Below are 18,466 nucleotides of genomic sequence, written 5' to 3'. Positions count from 1 at the left end.
CCGGGCCTCCCGTCCGACCGCCGGGAAGGACAGCGGCAGTGGAGCTCATCGAGGCGATCAGACGGCGGCGGACGACGAACGGGGCGTTCCTGCCCGATCCCGTCTCCGAGGAACACCAGCGCCTGCTGATCGAGCTCGCCGGGCGCGCGCCCTCGCAGCTCAACAGCCAGCCGTGGCGGTTCGTGCTCGTCGAGGAGCGACCCACGATCGAGCGCATCGCCGCGATCAGCGGCTCGTCGATGACGCGGACGATGGCCGAGGGCACGTTCTTCGAGCGGTACAAGCCGTACTTCCGGTTCTCGAAGGCCGAGATGGAGACCCGGCGCGACGGCATGCTGTTCGACAAGCTGCCCGCGCCGCTCCGGCCGTTCACGAAGCAGGTGTTCACGCCCCGCGGCCAGAAGCTCATGAACACGCTGCGGGTGCCGCAGACCCTCGGCGAGGAGAACCGGAAGCTCGTCGCGGGATCACCGCTGCTCATGGGGGTGATGCTCGACCGGCACGAGTACCGGCACGAGGAGACGAACGCGTTCTACTCCGTGTTCAGCATGGGCGCGGCGATGGAGAACATCTGGCTCGCCACGACCCAGCTCGGCATGGGCATCCAGTTCGTGTCGTTCCCGATGGAGATCCCGAGCGCCTGGGCCGAGGTCGAGGACGTCCTCGGGGTGCCGGACGACCTCGAGCTCATGGCCGTGTACCGGCTCGGGTACCTGCCGCCCGAGCGCCGCCGCCCCGCGATCGACTGGGTGTCGAACGAGCGGAAGCGGCCGTCGCAGTACGTGTTCCGCGGGACGTGTCGCACGCCGCAGACGGGCTGGGACGACGCACCGCTCGTGACGCCGATCGAGGACGACCCGGCGGCCGACGCGACGACCTCGGGGAGGGACGCGTCGTGACGGGGGTCGCTCCCGTCCTGACGACCGCCCCGGCACTGCCCGGCCGCGCGTTCATCCGGCAGGGGTGGCACGACGTCGTGTTCCTGCACTGGCGGGTCGACGTGTCGGCCGTGGCCCCGCTCCTCCCGGCCGGCGTCCGACCGGACACCATGGGCGCGGACGGCGTCGACGACGGGGTGACCACCTGGGTCGGCCTCATCGGGTTCCGGTTCACGGACACCGCGTTCCCGCCGCTCGCGCCGATGCGGCGGCTCGGGACGTTCGTGGAGGTCAACGTGCGGGTCTACACGGTCGACGACCGGGGGCGGCACGGCGTCGTGTTCCTGTCGCTGGACGCGGGCCGGTTCCTCCCGGCGGTCGCGGCACGGGCGATGCTCGGGCTGCCGTACCACTGGGCGCACGCGGCGACGCGGTGGGGCGTGGACGGGACGCGCGGCCGGGGTGCCGCCGCTGGCCGACACGGCGAGGGCGGTCGCGTGGCGTACGCGATGCGGCGCCACGGGTCCTCGGCGCGCTCGCGGTTCGCCGTGCACGTCGGTGCGCCCATCGCCGAACCGTCACCGCTCGAGCAGTTCCTGACCGCCCGGTGGGGCATGCACGTCCACCGCTTCGGGGCGACCCGGTTCTGGCCGAACGAGCACCCGGCTTGGCCCCTGCACCACGCGACGGCCGAGTCGGTGCACGACGACCTGATGGGCGAGGTCGGGCTGCCGCGCTCGCTCGCCGACGTCCCGCCGGACTCCGTGCTGTGGTCGCCCGGTGTGACGACGTCGTTCGCCCGCGGGACGGCCTGAGCCGACGTCCGCCGGTCGCGACCAGCGCGACCAGCGCGACCAGCGCGACCGGCGCGACCGCGTCAGACCCGCAGCTCCACGAACGCCCGGTCCGGCACCCCGAACCGGTGCGCCGTGATCGTCACGGTCTGCTCGCGGAGGAACGGCAGCATCTCGACGAGTCCGGCCTCGACCACGGGGCCCGCGTGCACCGCGACGTCGATCGAGGCACCGAGGGCCTCCTCGAGCGCCAACGGGTCGCCGCCGAGCAGGCGGATCCGGGCGCCGGGACCGCCGAACGCGGTGTGCGGCACCGGCTCGTACGTCGGCGACAGGACCGCGGCGAGCTCGTCCTCGGGCGTGGGCTCGTCCGACGACCACTGCTCGCGGAACACCGCGCCGGCCGCAGCGCGCCCGAGCCACTCGTCGTCGGACTCGACGACGTGGTCGACGACGTGGAGCGGGGACCGCGGACCGGCGAACAGCTGCACGAGGCTGCCGGGCAACGGCACCGCGGTGCTGACGAGCACGTGGGCGCGGGCGGCGGCCGCGGCGACGAGCACGCGGACGAGGTCACCGGCCGACGTGCCCTCGGACGCGCGGATGATGACCGACTGGGGCCGGTAGCGGAGCACGTTGCGTTCCACCCCGAGACCGGCGGTGTCCGCCGAGCGGGCGAACTCCGCGGAGCGCGCGGCGACGTCGCTCCGCGCCCCGGACCGCACCCGGTCGAACTCCTCGAACGTCAGGCCGCTCCGCGCGGCCTCGATCACGGCCGCGATCCGGGCGGGGACGCCGTGCAGTCGGATGCTGCCGTGCGGGGTGTGCGGCGTGGGCTCCCAGCGGCCGAGTGTCGCGACGGACAGCGGGGCGCCCGACTTGGTGCCGGTGCCGATCGCGGAGCGCTTCCAGCCGCCGGTGGGCTGTCGGCGGACCAGGGTGCCGGTCGTCGCACGGTTCACGAACAGGTCACCCGCCTGCACGCGGTCGAGCCAGCGGGCGACCTCGTCGGTGTCGAGGGAGTGGATGCCCGCGGCGAGACCGTAGTCCGTGCCGTTCTGGATCGCGATCGCGTCGTCGAGGGTCTCGGCCTCGACGATCCCGAGCACGGGTGCGGGCACGGGCGTCTGGTGGAACGTGCTGCCCGGTCGGACGCCGTCGCGGATGCCCGGGGACCAGAGCCGCCCGGAGTCGTCCAGGGGCCGCGGCTGCAGGAGCCACGACTCCCCCGGTCCGAGCTCGGTGAGTGCCTGCCGCACGCTCCCCCGGGGCTCGTCGACGAGCGGTCCCATCTGGGCGGCGGGGTCGTCCGGCCAGGCGACGCGGAGGCTCCAGGTCGCGTCGACGAGCAGCCGGCGGAACCGGTCGTCCTCACGCACGGCACCGACGAGGACGACGAGCGACGCCGCGGCGCGGTCCTGCCCGGCGTGGGCGAAGGCGCTCCGCACGACGTCGCGGACGGCGAGGTCGACGTCGGCGGACGGCGTGACGACGATCGCGTTCGTGCCGGTCGTCGCGGCGGTGAGCGGGAGGCCTGCCCTCCACCAGGCGAAGGACCGCGCGGTGTCCGCCGTGCCCGTGAGGAGCACGCGGTCGACCGCGGGGTGGGCGACGAGGTCGCGGCCGAGCCGGTCGACGTCGAGGTCGACGAGGACGAGCAGCGAGTGCGGCACCCCGGCGTCCCACAGGACGTCGGCCACGAGCGCACCGGTCCGCCGAGCGGCCGGTGCCGGCTTGAGCACGACACCGCTGCCGGCCGCGATCGCCGCCAGGACGTCCCCTGCGACGACGGCGATCGGGGAGGTCCAGGTCGGCACGACGACGGTGAGGCGCGGCGGCACCGGGGTCGCGCCCGTGATGTCCGCGAGGTGCCGGGCGCGGTCGGCGGCGTGGTGTGCGGCGTCGACGGCTCGGCCCACCTCGGCGTCTGCCTCGGCGAGCGTCGAGCCCGTCTCGGCGACGGCGACCTCGACGAGGTCGCCCCGCCGGACCTCGAGCTCGTGGGCGATGAGGTCGAGCAACTCGGCGCGGTCCTGCGGGTCCTGCCGTCCCCAGTTCACGCCCGCCTGCGCGGTGGCTGCGACGATGCGCTCGAGCCGGTTCCGGTCGGCGACGCCCGCGTTCCGGATCGTCTGCCGACCGAGCGACGATCCCGGCACGCGACGCAGCACCTCGCCGGCCCAGGCGCGGTTGGCGCGGATGGTCGGGTCGGTGCCCTGCGCGTTGTGGAAGTCGGCGACGTGCGGCGGGGGTCCGAGCGGGGCCGTGCGGTCCTGGGTGCGGAACGTCGACGGGACGGGGTCGTCCAGCGCCTCGACCGCGGCCAGGTACCGCTCGCGCCGCTGCTCGGACCCGGCGCTCGCGGTGTCGGTCGTCGTCGAGGAACCCGCGGCCTGCTCGGGGTCCGCCAGCTCGTACAACCGCCGGGCGAGGTACCCGACGGCGGCGTCGTACTCGTCGGGGTCGACGACCGGCGTGACGAGGAACACCGTCCCGACGTCGGCCCGGACGGCCTGCAGGTGGGTGCCGTCCACGCCGAGGAGCATGCCGAGTTGGAGGGCGTCGACGACACCACGGCGCTCGGCGAGCACGCGGGCGGTGGCGAGGTCGTACAGGTCGTGCCCGAGGACCTCGATCCGGACGGCGTCCGTCCGCGCGGGCGTCAGCGCGGCGTCGAGCAGGCGGAGGGTCGCCGCCTGGATCTCCTGTGTGGTGCCGAACGTGGCCAGCGGGCGGTCGTGGAGCGCGGCCTCCACCCGTTCGACGGGGTCGGCGGCGCCGGCGTCGATCCGGACGGTGATCGGTGATCCGCCCCGGGCGCGGCGGGCCTGCGACCAGGCGGTGAGGTCGTCGAGGGCACGCCGGGTGTCCGGCACCGCGGCGGGCAGGGTGAGGCCCGCCGGGAGCTCGAGGAACTCGGGCCGGTCGAGCAGGGTCCGGAACACCGCGAGCGTCAGGTCGAGGTCGTCGTGGGTGTCCACCCGGAGCGTGACGCGGCTGCCACCCGCCACGGCCGCCCGGTACAGCGGCAGCAGGCGCTCGACTCCGCGGACGACGGTGTCGTCGAACGCCCAGAGCACGGGCTGCGGGAGCGCCACGGCGACCGAGGTGGTGACGCGGTCCACGTCGTCGCGGTCGAGCAGGTCGATGGTGCGCCGGAGCTGCCGGTCGGACTCGTCGTCACCGGACACCGGGCGTCCGAGCGGCAGGACGTCGAGCACCGTGCCCGGGACCGCCAGCTTGGCGAGGGCGGCGCCGAGGCGCGCCGGTGCGGCGTCGACCACGAGGTGTCCGGCCATGCGGCGCAGCACACGGCGTGCCGGGGGGACGACGGCCCACGGCATCATCTGCGCGAACCCACCGCCGACGGTGGCCGCGCCGCGGAGGTGCCAGGCGACGGGGTCCGGGACCTCACGCGCGAGTCGTTCGAGGTGCTGCGCGGCGACCTTCGGGTCCTGCGGTCGGCCGACGCGGTCGATGAACCCGAGCGTGACGTCGAGGCCGCGCTCGTCGCGGAGCACCCCCGCGAGCCGGACGGCCCCGGCGTCCGGCCGGAGCATCGCGGCCGCCGCGGTCCAACGGCGGACGAGGGCGACCGCGTCGTCGGTGCAGTCCTGGAGGCGCGGGTCCGGCATCCTCCGATGGTATTCGGGCGGTCCGACGGGACCTGGGGGCGCGCCCGGCGCGCGGTGGACACGGGCCGAGTGTCGCCCGTCCCCCACCGGGAGGCCCAGGGCCGCGGCGACCACGGGTGCGGCCGGTCAGTGGAAGCGGTGGTCCTGGATCGTCATGCGCGGACCGAACGACGGCTTCCGGAAGCCGCTGCCCGTGATGAGCCGCATGACCCGTTCCCGGTGTCCTCGCCACGGCTCGAGGAGCTCGAGCATGCCGTCGTCGTCGACCGGAGCGCCGGCGAGCGCCCATCCCACGACGGCCGGCAGGTGGTAGTCGCCGACACTCGGTGAGTCCGGGTCGCCGTGGGAGCGCTGCGTGGTCTCGGCGGCGGTCCACACGCCGATGCCCGGGATCGACATGAGGCGTTCCGCCACGACACTGCCGCCACGACCGAGGGACAGGGTCCGCTCGAGCGACGCGGCGACCCGCACGGCGCGCATCACCGTCGCCGAGCGGCCGGGCTCGATCCCCGCCCGGTGCCACTCCCAGCTCGGCACCCGCGCCCAGGTGTCGGCGTCGGGCGGGACCGCCATGCCCTCGGGGGCGGGGCCCGGCGCCGGGGTGCCGTACCGCCGGACGAGGGACCGCCAGGCGCGCCAGGCCTGGCGGCTCGTGACCTTCTGCTCGAGGATCGCGGGCACGAGCATCGCGACGACGGTGTTCGTGCGGCAGAGGCGTAACCCCGGCTGGCGGTGTCGCGCCGCGGCGAGGAAGGCGTTGCCGCTGACGTCGAACCCCGTCCAGTCGTCACCCCGACCGAGGAGTTCCGGCGCGTGCTCGATCGCCCACTCGGCGCCGTCGCCCCAGGTGGACACCCGGACCTCGTCGCCGACGGCGCGGATGGCGACGGTCACGGGACCGGCGGGCGTGCGGAGCGCGAGCCAGGTCGTGGCGTCGACCTGTCGGAAGGCAGGGTCCCCCGTGCCGCGCATGAGCGGGCGCAGCGTGGCCCGGACGTCGACGTGGTGCCCGGGCCGGTAGACGGTGTCGTGTCGCTGCGCCGGGGGTGCGGCAGGTTCGACGATCACGCGGAGGATCGTACGTGGCGGCGGTGACATCGCCGAACCGGCCGGGGTGGGCCTCCCGGGAAGCGGAGGGGATGCCGTCGTCGACCCGGTCCGCGATGATGGGGACCACCGCGCGGCCGGACGGGCCGGGCCCGACACCACGGAGTGCTCCCTCATGCGCATCGGCATCCTCACCAGCGGCGGCGACTGCCCGGGGCTCAACGCGGTCATCCGCGGCGCCGTCGTCAAGGGCATCGCGATCCACGGGCACGAGTTCGTGGGGTTCCGTGACGGCTGGCGCGGCGTGGTGCAGGCGGACGTCGTGCCGCTCGGTCGCAAGGAGATCCAGGGGATCGCCAAGCAGGGCGGGACGATCCTCGGCACGAGCCGGACGAACCCGTTCGAGGGTGAGAACGGGGGCGCCGCGTCGATCGCGGCGAACCTCGACCGGCTCGGCATCGACGCGATCATCGCGATCGGCGGCGAGGGCACGCTCGCCGCCGCGCGCCGCCTCACGGACGCGGGCCTCAAGATCGTCGGGGTGCCGAAGACCGTCGACAACGACCTGAGCGCGACGGACTACACGTTCGGCTTCGACACCGCGGTGCAGATCGCGACCGACGCCATGGACCGGCTCCGGACGACGGGCGAGTCGCACAGCCGCTGCATGGTCGCCGAGGTGATGGGACGCCACGTCGGGTGGATCGCCCTGCACAGCGGCATGGCGGCCGGGGCGCACGCGATCCTCATCCCCGAGCAGAAGACGAGCATGGCGCAGATCGCGGACTGGGTGCGCTCGGCCCACGACCGCGGTCGGGCGCCGCTCGTCGTCGTCGCCGAGGGGTTCGTGCCGGACCAGGAGGACGACCCGCACTCGGAGCGTGGCCTCGACGCGTTCGGTCGCCCGCGCCTGGGCGGCATCGGCGAGCGCCTCGCACCGCTCATCGAGGGCATGACGGGCATCGAGACCCGCGCCACGACGCTCGGCCACATCCAGCGCGGCGGGACCCCGACGTCGTACGACCGGGTGCTGTCCACGCGGCTCGGGATGGCGGCGATCGACTCCGTGGTCGAGGGACGCTGGGGCCGCATGGTCGCGCTGCGCGGGACGGACATCGTGCACGTGTCGTTCGCCGACGCGATCGGCGAGCTCAAGACGGTGCCGCAGGAGCGCTACGACGAGGCGGCGATCCTGTTCGGCTGACCGCGTGGCGCTGGCGTCGCAGCTGCCGTACAATTCTGCGTACGTCAGGAGGTCACAATGCGCATCCTCAGCTACTCGGAGACGCGTTCCCACTTCGCCGAGACCCTCAACGCCGTCACGGACGACCGCGAGGAGGTCGTGGTCACGCGCGCGGGCCACGAATCGGTCGTGCTCGTGTCCCTCGACGACTACGAGTCCCTGAAGGAGACCGCCTACCTGCTGAGGAACCCCGCGAACGCCCGGCGGCTGCTCGCCTCGATCGAGCGCCTGGAGCGCGGGGAGGGCACGGAGCGGGACCTGGACGAGTGAGGTACGTCTGGGACGACGCTGCCTGGGCCGACTCCGAGTGGTGGCAACAGCAGGACCGGAAGATCGTCAAGCGGATCAACGGGTTGCTCCGTGACATCGCGCGCAACGGCAACGAGGGCATCGGCAAACCGGAGCCGCTCAAGCACGGGTTCCGTGGGTACTGGTCCCGGCGCATCACGGACGAGCACCGTCTCGTGTACCGCGTCACGGACGACAGCGTCCTCATCGCGCAGTGCCGGTACCACCACGACGAGTGACGACGCCGGACCGCGCGCCGCGGACTACCGTCGTCCCCATGCAGAGTCGCACCTTGGGCAGGACTGGTCGGGACGTGTCCGTCATCGGACTCGGGACGTGGCAGCTCGGGGGTGACTGGGGTGACGTGCCGGAGTCCGACGCGATGGCACTCCTCGACGCCTCGGCCGAGGCCGGCGTCACGCTGTTCGACACCGCGGACGTGTACGGGGACGGCCGGAGCGAGCAGCTCATCGGTCGGTGGCGCGCCGCCAACCCGGACGTGCCACTGACCGTCGCCACGAAGATGGGTCGCCGCGCCGACCAGGTCCCCGCGAACTACGTCGCCGCCAACTTCCGCACGTGGGTGGACCGCTCGCGCCGGAACCTCGGCCAGGACACGCTCGACCTCGTGCAGCTCCACTGCCCGCCGACCGCCGTGTTCGAGGACGACGCGGTGTACGACGCGCTCGACGCCCTGGTCGCCGACGGCTCCATCGCCGCGTACGGCGTGAGCGTCGAGGAGACCGATCAGGCCCTCACCGCGATCGCCCGGCCGGGTGTCGCGAGCGTGCAGATCATCCTCAACGCGTTCCGCCTCAAGCCGCTCGACGCGGTCCTGCCCGCCGCCCGGGAGGCCGGGGTCGGCATCCTCGCCCGCGTCCCGCTCGCCTCGGGGCTGCTCTCGGGCAAGTACACGACCGAGACGACCTTCGCCTCGCAGGACCACCGGACGTACAACCGCCACGGTGAGGCGTTCGACCAGGGCGAGACGTTCAGCGGTGTCGACTTCGAGGACGGCGTGCACGCGGCGCAGGAGTTCGCCGCGGCCGTGCCCGAAGGCGTCTCCGTCCCGCAGGCCGCGCTCGCCTGGATCGTCGAACAGGACGGCGTCACGGCGGCGATCCCGGGCGCCCGGAACGTCGAGCAGGCCCGGTCGAACGCGGCGGCGGGGTCGCTGCCGGCGCTCGGGGCGGACCTCGACCGTCGGGTCCACGAGGTGTACGACCGTTGGTTCCGGGCGTCCGTGCACGACCGGTGGTGACGCTCCCGTGACCGCGGGTCGGGCCTCCCGGTGAGCGAGCGCACGCGCGCGGTCGTCGTCCGGACCGGTGCCGGACCGGTCGTCGAGGACCACGAGGTGGGCGCCCCGGATCCGGACGAGGTCCTGGTCGACGTGACGCACTCGAGCGTCAACTACAAGGACGGCATGGCGCTGGCGGGTGACCCGGGCGTGCAGCGCGCCGACCCACTCGTACCGGGCATCGACGTCGTCGGGACCGTCCGCGCGGTCGGCGACGGCACCGCCTCCGCCCCGCCCCCGGGCACCCTCGTGACGCTCAACGGCGCCGGGCTCGGCGAGACCCGCGACGGCGGGTACGCCGGACTCGCGGTCGTCCCCGCCGCGGTGCTCCTGCCGGTCCCCGCGGGCATCACGGCGCAACGGGCCGCCGCGATCGGTACGGCCGAGTACACGGCCGCGCTCAGCGTGCTCGCGCTCGAGCGGTTCGTCGCGCCGGGTGCCGGCACCGTGCTCGTCACGGGAGCGTCGGGCGGGGTCGGGTCGATCGCGGTCGCGCTGCTGGCGGCGCGGGGACACCGGGTCGCCGCGTCGACGGGTCGGCCGCAGCACACCGAGGCCCTGCGCCGGCTCGGAGCGGCCGAGGTGGTGGACCGCCACGACTTCGACACCCCGGGCCGCCCGGTGCAGCGCCCACGGTGGGCCGGTGCGGTCGACAGCGTCGGGGGTGCGACGCTCGTGAACGTGCTGGCGCAGACCGCATGGGGCGGCGCCGTGACGGCGTGCGGGCTCGCGCAGGACGCGCGGATGGCCGGGTCGGTCCTCCCGTTCATCCTGCGCTCGGTCGCGCTGCTCGGCGTCGACTCGGTCGCGGCACCGCGCGACCTGCGCGAACGGGCGTGGGCGCTCCTCGCCGCGGACCTCGATCCGGCGCTGCTCGACGGGGTGACGACGACCGTGGGACTCGCCGACGTGGTCGCCGTCGGCCGGGAGGTCCTGGCCGGGCGGGTGCACGGGCGCACGGTCGTCGACGTGCGCGCCTGACACCGTCACCTCGCCCGCGGGTTCCCCCGCATTGCATGTCAAGTGATTGTGAAATCACCTCCTAGGATTCGGGTACGCGTCCCGACCCTCGTGCCCGAAAGGTCGCCCCCATGCCGGTCCCCCAGCCCTCCGCCGACGCCGCACCGCGCCGCCTGCTCCGCGACGTGGTGTTCGACAAGATGCTCGCGGCGATCCACGACGGAACGCTGCAGCCCGGCGAACGGCTCAACGACGACGAGCTCGTGCGCTGGCTCGGCGTCTCCCGCACGCCCATCCGCGAGGCCATCGCCAAGCTCGTCGACTACGGCCTGGTCGAGATGGAGGCGAACCGCTACACGCGCATCGCCACCCCGACCGGTCGGCAGTACCACGAGGCGTTCTCGGTGCTGTTCGGGTTCGCCGAACTCGCCGCCCGCTGGGCGTTCCCCCGGTTCACCGACGAGGACACCGACGCGCTCGACGCCCTGCTCGCGGACGTCCGCACCCACGCCGCGGCGAGGGACCGGGCCGTGGACGACGACGTGCACGCCCTCATCGGGTTCCTCGTCGACCACGCGGACAACGCGCTGCTCACGAAGCTGAGCGCCTCGGTCCTCGCCCGGGCGCGCTTCGTGACCGTCGGCAGCGCCGAACCCGTGTTCGCCGCCGCGGCGGACGCGGTCGCCAGCCTCCGTGACGCGGCCACCCACCGGGACGGCGAGGCCGGTGCCGCCGCCGTCCGCGCCCTCGCCGACGGCATGGCCGACCACCTCGACGCCGTCCGGGCCGCCGACCTCGCGACCGCCGAGCCCGAGGAAGCCGCGCTCGTCATCACCTCCGGTCCCGGGATCTGACCCGGGTGAGCACCAGCACCACCTCCGACAGCCCCCTGGTCGACGCACGGGGCCTCCGCGTCACCCGCGGCGGCCGCGACCTCGTGCACGAGGTCGACCTCGTCGTGCGCGCCGGGGAGCACTGGGCGCTCCTCGGACCGAACGGCGCCGGCAAGTCGACACTGCTCGCCGTGCTCGGCGCGACGAGCCACCCCAGCGCCGGCAGCGTCGACCTGCTCGGACGGCGACTCGGCCGCACCGACGTGCGAGAGCTCCGCGAGCACATCGGCCACGTCGACCCGCGCCACCGGATGCTCACGCCGCTCTCGGTCCTCGACACCGTGCTGACCGGGCTCACGGGCACGACCGACCTCATGATGCGGTGGGAACCGACCCCCGAGCAGCGCGCACTCGCCCTCGAGCACATCGCCGACGTCGGGTTGCGTGACCGGTGGGACGCGTCCTGGGCCGTCCTGTCGCAGGGCGAGCGCGGTCGCACGCTCATCGCCCGGGCGCTCATGTCCGAACCGCGCCTGCTCCTGCTCGACGAGCCCGCCACCGGCCTCGACGTCGCGGCCCGCGAGCACCTGCTCGAGACGGTCGACGCCCTCCGCCACCGGCACCCCGAGCTCGCGAGCGTCATGGTGACGCACCACCTCGAGGACCTGCCGGCGTCGACGTCGCACGCGATGCTCCTCCGCGACGGCGGGGTGGTCGCCGCGGGCCGCGCGGACGACGTCATCACGTCCGAGGCCGTGTCCGCCTGCTTCGCGTTCCCGCTCGCGATCACGCGGACCGACGGACGCTGGCAGGCGCGCCGCGCCGACTGAGCCGGGAGGCGCGGCACCGGCCCGGCGGTCCGCGCTACTTCGCGGTCACGCCGCCGAGCATGCCCGAGATGAACCGTCGCTGCAGGAAGAAGTAGAGCACGACGATCGGGAGGGCGACGATCACGCCCGCGGCCGACAGCAGCGAGTAGTCGGTCAGGTGCTGGCCCTGGAAGAACGCGAGACCGAGCGGCGCGGTCCGGTGGTCCTCGCTCGTGATGAGGACGAGCGGGAGCAGGAACTCGTTCCAGGTCCACATCGCCAGGAGCACGCCCATCGTCATGATCGGCGCGATGGACGCGGGGACGACGACCCGCCACAGCAGCCGGACGTCGCGCGCACCGTCGAGCCGCGCGGCCTCGATCACCTCGGTCGGGAACGTCCGGAACTGGTTCCGCATCCAGAAGATCCCGAACGCGAGCGACTGCGCGGTCTGGGGCAGGATGAGGCTCTCGTACGTGTCCGTCAGGCCCACACCCCGCAGGTCGAAGTACAGCGGGATGATGAACGCCTCGGCCGGCAGCATGAGCCCGGCGAGCATCACGAAGAACACGATCCCGGACCCGGCGAAGTCGAGGCGCGCGAACGCGAACCCGGCGAACACCGCGAGCACCGTCGTCAGCAGCACGACGGACACCGTCACGACGACGCTCGACAGCATGTACGACCCGAAGTGCCCCTGGCTCCACGCGTCCCCGAAGTTCCCGAGGTCGATCCGGGTCGGCAGCGTGAACGAGCCGGTGTTCTCGGTCGCCGGGGTGACGGCCGAGAACAGCACACCGACGAGCGGGACGATCGCGAACAGGGCGAAGAGGCTCAGGACGACGTAGTCGACGACCTTCTCGCGCGTGGTGATCCTCATTCGGTGTCCTTCGGCTGGATCCGGTTCACGAGTGCCGTGACGATCATGATCACGACGGTCAGGGTGACCGCGACGGCGGCAGCTGCGCCGACCTGGCCCGTGTTGAACGCGCGGTTGTACGCCTCGAACGCCGGTACGGTCGTCGAGTTGCCCGGACCGCCGCGCGTGGTGATGTACACGAGGTCGAAGGTCTTGAGCGCCGACACGATCGTCAGGGTCAGCGCCACCGCGATCTGCCCGCGGAGCGACGGCAACGTGATGGAGAAGAACTCGCGCGCCGGCCCGGCACCGTCGAGCCGCGCCGCCTCGAACAGCGCGGGCGCGATGTTGCCGACGCCCGAGAGGAACAGCACGAGGCACAGCCCGACGTTGAGCCACGTGCCCACGAACCCGATCGCGGGCAGCGCCGTGCCGTAGTCGCCGAGCCACACCCGCGCCAGGCCGCCGAGTCCGACGAGCCGGAGGACCTGGTTGAGCAGGCCGTCGGTGGAGTAGATCGACACCCAGATCGTCGCGACGACGACCGACGCGATGACCTGCGGCAGGAACAGCACGGTCCGGAACACGCTCATCCCCGGCAGCGCGTTCGCCCGCGAGATGAGCGCCGTCAGGAACAACGCGAGCGCGACCGGCACCGCGCAGTAGAACACCATGAGCACGAGGGCGTGGAGGAACGCCCCGCGGAGCTCGGCGTCCTGCACGACGTCGACGTAGTTCGCGAACCCAGCCCAGGTCGCGGTCGACAGGCCGTCCCAGTCGAAGAACGAGTACTGCACCGTCTGCAGGAACGGCCACCCGAGGAACACCGCGAACACGACGAACGCGGGCAGCACGTACAGGTACGGGACGAGGCTGCGCCTGCGTCGCCGCCGCGGCTGCGTCCGAACGCGGACCGCGGGTGCGGGTGCGGTGACCCGGGGCAGGGCGTCGACCATGCTCAGCCGCGGCTCTTGCCGAACGCCGCGTAGTCCGTCTGCAGGGTCTGCGTGAACTCCTGCGGCGTCGCCTTGCCCGCGACGAGGTCCTGCGCCGCGGCGGTGAGGGTGTCGTAGAACGTCGGGGTCGCGTAGTCGAGGTAGGGCGTGATGCCGTTCGCCTGCGAGATCTCCTTGTACTCGCTCGTGATGTCGCCCGAGATCGTGCCCGAGGCCGGGGTGTCGCTGCTCGGGACGACGGTGGGCAGGTTGCCCGTCTTCACGAGGGTCTCGGACGCCTTCGCGTTCGTGATGAAGTCGACGTACGCGGCCGCGGCGTCCGGGTGCTTCGTCTTCGAGGTCAGCGCCCACGCGAGCCCCTCGCCGCCCATGGTGACCGGCGTGTCCGAGCCCTTCGGGGTGAGCGCCGTGAAGCCGATGTCCTTCGCGGCGGCGGCGGCCTCGAGCGTCGCCTCGTACCAGGTCCCGGTCACGAGGAACGCGGACTGCCCCTTGCCGAAGGCCGCGACGGCGTCGTCACGCGAGACCCCGTTGGCGCCCGGCGTGATGTAGCCCTTCTCCTGCCAGCCCTGGATCGTCTTCGCCGCGGTGACCTCGTCGGAGCCGGTCCACGAGCCGCGTTCCGACGTGACGAGGTCGTTCACCGCGTCGTGTCCGGCGAGCGCCGAGAGCACGAAGCCGTACAGGTGGATGCCCGGGCTCTTCTCGACGTCGCCGTAGCTGAGCGGCAGCGATCCGGCGGCCTTGACCTTCGCCATGTCGTCGGTGAGCTCGGACACGGTCGTCGGGAGGTTCGTGATCCCGGCCTTCGCGAGCACCGCCTTGTCGTAGTACAGCCCGACGAGCTCACCCGTCTGCGAGACGCCGTACAGGTGGTCGCCCTGCCAGGTCGTGCCGTTCGACGAGAACGAGTTGAGCTTGAGCAGGCTCGACGGGTAGTAGTCGTTCCAGCCGTACAGCTTCGCGTAGTCGTCGACGGGACGGAGCAGTCCGGCCTTGACGAACGCGCCCATGTCCGGGTACCCCTGGTTCGCCTGCACGACGTCGGGCGGGTTGTCCCCGGAGAGCGCGAGCTTCAGCGTCGTCTTGAGGTCCGCGAACGACCGCGAGACCCGCTTGACGGTGATGTTCGGGTGCGCCTTCTCGAACGCCGCGTTGAGCTGCTGCTGCGCCTCGTCGATGCCGCCGTCGGTGTTCTGGTCCCACACCGTCAGGGTCGTCCGGCCCAATCCGACGCTCTTCGACACGGGGCCGAGGCTCTGGTCGCTCGAGGCGGACGTGCCGCCGGGGGTGCACGCTGCGAGGCCGAGCGCGAGCGCGGTCGCCACACCGACGAGGAGCGGTGCCTTCCTGGTGGTCTTCATGGTTCGTTCCGATCTCCGGGTCGCGGGGAGCGCGGCGGCGGTGGAGGTGGTGGGCGGGTGTGGTGGTGGTGACGGAGCGGGCCGGTCAGGCGGCCGGGAGCAGGGCCTCCCGGAGGAACGCCCAGTCGCCGTCCGGACGGTGCCGGTCGACGAACGCGACGAGGTCGGCGGGTCGTGGTGCGCTCGCGGCACCGCCGAGTCCGGTGACGGACATCGACGCGCACAGCCCCGCGAACCGGAGGCGCGTGCGGAGGTCCCAGCCGCGCGATGACGACGCCATGAACGTGGCGACGAAGACGTCGCCGGCGCCGGTGGGGTCGACGACCGGGACGGTCACGGTCGGGACCTCGACCACCGTACCGGTGCCGCCGTCGACGGCGACGACGCCCGCCGCGCCACGCGTGACGACGGCGAGCGGGACCCGCTCGGCGAGCACGCGTGCGGCGGCGACGGCGTCGTCGGTGCGGGTGTAGCGCATCGCCTCGACGTCGTTCGGCACGAACACGTCGACCTCGGCGAGGCGGTCGAGCACGTGCGACCCCCACTCGCCGGTGTGGTCCCAGCCGACACCGCCGACGACGGTCGTGCCCGCCGCGCGCAGCCGGGCGACCCATGGCGGCAGCTCGTGCGCGATGCCGACGTGCGTCGCGCCGACGGGCCCGAGGTCGTCCGGGAGCTCGAGGTGCCCGAGGGCCTCCTGGTAGGTGATGAAGCTCCGGTCGTGCGCACCGGTGAGGGCCACCGTGACGGGGCTCTGGTGTCCGGGCACCAGCTCGAGCAGGCTCGTGTCGAGGTCCGGCTCGGCGTCGAGCACGGCGCGGACGTGGGTGCCCAGCGGGTCGTCGCCGAGGCGGGCGAGGATCCGCGTGCTCGCACCGGCCCGGGCCGCGGCGACCGCGCGGTTCGCGACACCGCCGGGCGTCACGGTGAACCCGTCGGCGTACACCTCGGTGCCGGGTTCGGGCACGGAGACGCCCGAGAACACGACGTCGCAGAAGACGTCGCCCGCGAACAGCAGGTCGATCGCACCGGGCAGGTCGGCCGCAGCGGGCAGGCCCGCCGCACCGGGCAGGCCGGCGGCGCGGGGCAGGCCGGTGGCGGGCAGGTCCGTCCCGCCGGGGTCGGCGCGCTGGCTGTCGGTCACGGAGGCTCCTCGTCATCGCGGTTCCGCGTCCGGGTGCGTGCTGCACGACGTCGCGGTTCCGCCCGATGTCCTGCAAGCCTGTGCACTCGGTGTTTCCGGCACATTACCGAAGTGACGCGGTTCTGTTAATCCTGTTCATCTCCGGTGCGGTTCTGCTCGGGTTTGCCCGAAGTCGAGCACGGCGTGGTTAGAGTGACGGCATGATCCTGCGCGAACGGCAGAACCGCATCATCAGCGCCCTGCGCGCCGAGGGTGCCGCCTCCGTGCGGGAACTCGCCGCCGCGCTCGACGTGAGCGAGGCGACGATCCGCCGCGACCTCGAGGTGCTCGACCGCAACGGCGAGCTGACCCGCACGTACGGCGGTGCGGTCCTGAAGCCCGGTACGACCGTCGAGGACCACGGCCGCGTCCGCGCCGAGGGGCCGTTCGACGACGGGCGCGACCTCGATCTCAAGGAACGGATGGCCGAGGCCGCGGCCGCGATGGTCGCCGACGGGAACGTCGTGCTGCTCGACATCGGCACCACGACGCCGCTGCTCGCGCGCCGCCTGCACGGCCGTGACGTCACCGTCGTCACCTCGAACCTCGCCGTCTTCGACGAGCTCCGCGACGACCGCGCCGTGCGGCTCGTCCTGCTCGGCGGCGTGGTCCGCCGCAACTACCGCACGCTCGTCGGGTCCCTCGCCGAGCTCGCGCTGAGCCAGATCAGCGCCGATGTCCTGTTCCTGTCGTGCACCGGGGTGCGCGCGAACGGGCACGTCGTCGACAACATGGCCGTGGAGGCCCCCATCAAGCAGTCGATGATCGCGGCGTCGGACAAGGTCGTCCTGCTCGCGTCCGAGGCCAAGTTCCCCGGGACCGGAGCCCTCCGGCTCTGCTCCCTCACCGACGTCGACGCCCTGGTCACCACCACGGGCGCCCCCGACGACACGCTCGCACTGTGCCGGAACGCCGGCGGAGAGGTCACCATCGCATGAAGCTCTGCATCCTCGGAGGCGGCGGGTTCCGCACGCCGTACGTGTACCAGGCGCTGCTCCGCGACACCGGCACGCCCCGCGTGGACGAGGTCGCGCTGTACGACGTCGACGAACGCCGCCTCGCCGCCATGGTCGCGATCCTCACCGAGCTCGCGGCCGGGTTCGAGGATGCGCCGCGACTCGTGCCGACCACGGTCCTCCAGGACGCCGTGGCGGGGAGCCAGTACGTGTTCGCCGCGCTCCGCGTCGGCGGCCTGGAGGGACGGCGTTGCGACGAGCACGTCGCCCTCGACCTCGACGTGCTCGGCCAGGAGACCACGGGACCCGGCGGCCTCGCGTACGCGATCCGCACCGTCCCGGTCATGGTCGAGGCGGCCCGGGTCATCGCGGACCTCGCACCCGACGCCTACGTCATGAACTTCACGAACCCCGCGGGCATCATCACCGAGGCGATGCAGACCGTGCTCGGCGACCGCGTGCTCGGCATCTGCGACACCCCGTCCGGTCTCGGGCGTCGCGTCGCGGGCACCCTCGGGCTCGACCACACGCGGGTGCAGATGGACTACGTCGGGCTCAACCACCTCGGCTGGATGCGCCGCGTCCTGTACGACGGCCGCGACGTCCTGCCCGAGCTGCTGGCCGACGACGCCCGCCTCGCTGCCATGGAGGAGGGCCACGTCTTCGGACTCGACTGGATCCGCTCCCTCGGCGCGATCCCGAACGAGTACCTCTTCTACTACTACTTCAACCGCGACGCCGTGCGGACGATCATCGACTCCGGCAAGACCCGCGGTGACTTCCTCGCCGAGTCCCAGGGCGCCTTCTACGACCGGGCCACGGCCGCGGGGAACGGGGTCGCCGATCTCTGGCGCGAGACCGTCGCCCGGCGCAGTGCCTCGTACATGGCCGAGGCGAAGGGCGGCACGCAGGACGAGCCCGTCGACCCGAAGGAGCGCGAGACCGACCCCGCGCACCAGGGCTACGCGGGGGTCGCCCTCGGCGTGATGGCCGCGATCAGCCGGAACGAGCGGCAGACGATGATCCTCAACGTCCGGAACCGCGGCACGATCCAGGGCCTGCCCGACGACGCCGTGGTCGAGGTGCCCACGATGGTCGACGCGAACGGCGTGCACCCGCTGACGACGGAGCAGCCGGACCTCCACCAGATCGGGCTCATGGCGCAGGTCAAGGACGTCGAGCGGCACACGATCGCCGCCGGGCTCACCGGGTCGCGATCGGAGGCCCTGCAGGCGTTCGCGCTCCATCCGCTCGTCGACAGCGTCACGGTCGCGCGCTCGTTGCTCGACGGGTACGTCGCGCGGATCCCCGAGGTGGCGGCCGTCCTGACGCACTGACCGAGCCGGATCCGGCGTGTGGGC

General features: G+C 73.1%; 17 protein-coding genes. 11 read left to right on the top strand and 6 right to left on the bottom strand.

The window, feature by feature from the left end:
- The first annotated feature begins 38 nt into the window (after window positions 1-38).
- Both DEI94_RS00450 and DEI94_RS00445 read left to right on the top strand, forming a co-directional pair.
- Entirely contained in the window at window positions 39-899 is an 861-nt protein-coding gene (locus DEI94_RS00450; protein WP_111026576.1) for a nitroreductase family protein, read from the top strand.
- Complete coding sequence (locus DEI94_RS00445; RefSeq protein WP_111026575.1) at window positions 896-1,693, top strand: YqjF family protein; 798 nt, start codon at window positions 896-898, stop codon at window positions 1,691-1,693. Before DEI94_RS00450 ends, DEI94_RS00445 begins: the two co-directional genes overlap by 4 nt.
- Before the next feature lie 62 nt (window positions 1,694-1,755).
- Here DEI94_RS00445 and DEI94_RS00440 read toward each other — a convergent pair whose 3' ends face one another.
- The gene (locus DEI94_RS00440) at window positions 1,756-5,307 is read right to left on the bottom strand and encodes a proline dehydrogenase family protein (RefSeq protein WP_111026574.1); all 3,552 of its coding nucleotides are present in this window, start codon (window positions 5,305-5,307) and stop codon (window positions 1,756-1,758) included.
- A 126-nt stretch (window positions 5,308-5,433) separates the two neighbouring features.
- Complete coding sequence (locus tag DEI94_RS00435; RefSeq protein ID WP_502869653.1) at window positions 5,434-6,405, bottom strand: DNA-3-methyladenine glycosylase family protein; 972 nt, start codon at window positions 6,403-6,405, stop codon at window positions 5,434-5,436.
- A 124-nt stretch (window positions 6,406-6,529) separates the two neighbouring features.
- Here DEI94_RS00435 and DEI94_RS00430 point away from each other — a divergent pair, with 124 nt between their 5' ends.
- The 7 genes from DEI94_RS00430 to DEI94_RS00400 all read left to right on the top strand — a co-directional run bounded on the left by DEI94_RS00430 (window position 6,530) and on the right by DEI94_RS00400 (window position 11,808).
- Complete coding sequence (locus DEI94_RS00430; RefSeq protein WP_111026573.1) at window positions 6,530-7,558, top strand: 6-phosphofructokinase; 1,029 nt, start codon at window positions 6,530-6,532, stop codon at window positions 7,556-7,558.
- Between the two features lie 57 nt (window positions 7,559-7,615).
- Complete coding sequence (locus DEI94_RS00425; RefSeq protein ID WP_111010329.1) at window positions 7,616-7,867, top strand: type II toxin-antitoxin system Phd/YefM family antitoxin; 252 nt, start codon at window positions 7,616-7,618, stop codon at window positions 7,865-7,867.
- Window positions 7,864-8,124, top strand: a complete 261-nt coding sequence (locus tag DEI94_RS00420) for a Txe/YoeB family addiction module toxin (RefSeq protein WP_111026572.1) — start codon at window positions 7,864-7,866, stop codon at window positions 8,122-8,124. The genes DEI94_RS00425 and DEI94_RS00420 overlap by 4 nt, the downstream gene beginning before the upstream one ends.
- Window positions 8,125-8,162: 38 nt before the next feature.
- The gene (locus DEI94_RS00415) at window positions 8,163-9,146 is read left to right on the top strand and encodes an aldo/keto reductase (RefSeq protein WP_111010331.1); all 984 of its coding nucleotides are present in this window, start codon (window positions 8,163-8,165) and stop codon (window positions 9,144-9,146) included.
- A gap of 30 nt (window positions 9,147-9,176) precedes the next feature.
- Entirely contained in the window at window positions 9,177-10,166 is a 990-nt protein-coding gene (locus DEI94_RS00410; protein WP_111026571.1) for an acrylyl-CoA reductase family protein, read from the top strand.
- 110 nt (window positions 10,167-10,276) lie between these two features.
- Window positions 10,277-10,999, top strand: coding sequence for a GntR family transcriptional regulator (locus DEI94_RS00405; protein ID WP_220038795.1), 723 nt, complete (start codon window positions 10,277-10,279; stop codon window positions 10,997-10,999).
- 5 nt (window positions 11,000-11,004) lie between these two features.
- On the top strand, window positions 11,005-11,808 hold the full coding sequence (locus DEI94_RS00400) for an ABC transporter ATP-binding protein (protein ID WP_220037868.1): 804 nt from the start codon (window positions 11,005-11,007) through the stop codon (window positions 11,806-11,808).
- 34 nt (window positions 11,809-11,842) lie between these two features.
- Here DEI94_RS00400 and DEI94_RS00395 read toward each other — a convergent pair whose 3' ends face one another.
- From DEI94_RS00395 to DEI94_RS00380, 4 genes are all read right to left on the bottom strand, one after another.
- Window positions 11,843-12,667, bottom strand: a complete 825-nt coding sequence (locus DEI94_RS00395; RefSeq protein ID WP_111011977.1) for a carbohydrate ABC transporter permease — start codon at window positions 12,665-12,667, stop codon at window positions 11,843-11,845.
- Window positions 12,664-13,602 (bottom strand): carbohydrate ABC transporter permease, encoded by a 939-nt coding sequence (locus tag DEI94_RS00390; protein ID WP_111026569.1) that lies wholly within the window; start codon window positions 13,600-13,602, stop codon window positions 12,664-12,666. The genes DEI94_RS00395 and DEI94_RS00390 overlap by 4 nt, the downstream gene beginning before the upstream one ends.
- Window positions 13,603-13,604: 2 nt before the next feature.
- Window positions 13,605-14,966 carry an extracellular solute-binding protein gene (locus DEI94_RS00385; RefSeq protein ID WP_111026568.1) on the bottom strand — a complete coding sequence of 454 codons (1,362 nt, stop codon included), beginning with the start codon at window positions 14,964-14,966 and terminating at the stop codon, window positions 13,605-13,607.
- 85 nt (window positions 14,967-15,051) lie between these two features.
- Entirely contained in the window at window positions 15,052-16,110 is a 1,059-nt protein-coding gene (locus tag DEI94_RS00380; protein WP_111026567.1) for a carbohydrate kinase family protein, read from the bottom strand.
- A 200-nt stretch (window positions 16,111-16,310) separates the two neighbouring features.
- On the opposite strand from DEI94_RS00380, the gene DEI94_RS00375 reads away from it, so the two are divergent.
- Both DEI94_RS00375 and DEI94_RS00370 read left to right on the top strand, forming a co-directional pair.
- The gene (locus DEI94_RS00375; RefSeq protein WP_111010339.1) at window positions 16,311-17,087 is read left to right on the top strand and encodes a DeoR/GlpR family DNA-binding transcription regulator; all 777 of its coding nucleotides are present in this window, start codon (window positions 16,311-16,313) and stop codon (window positions 17,085-17,087) included.
- Window positions 17,084-18,442: a 6-phospho-beta-glucosidase gene (locus tag DEI94_RS00370; RefSeq protein ID WP_111010340.1), complete on the top strand. Its 1,359-nt coding sequence runs from the start codon at window positions 17,084-17,086 to the stop codon at window positions 18,440-18,442. The genes DEI94_RS00375 and DEI94_RS00370 overlap by 4 nt, the downstream gene beginning before the upstream one ends.
- Window positions 18,443-18,466: the final 24 nt, after the last annotated feature.

Origin of the sequence: Curtobacterium sp. MCBD17_040, from assembly GCF_003234805.2 — a bacterium.
Taxonomy (GTDB): Bacteria; Actinomycetota; Actinomycetes; order Actinomycetales; family Microbacteriaceae; genus Curtobacterium.
Note: the sequence above shows the minus strand (reverse complement) of the source record. Positions and strands in the feature narration are given on the sequence as shown.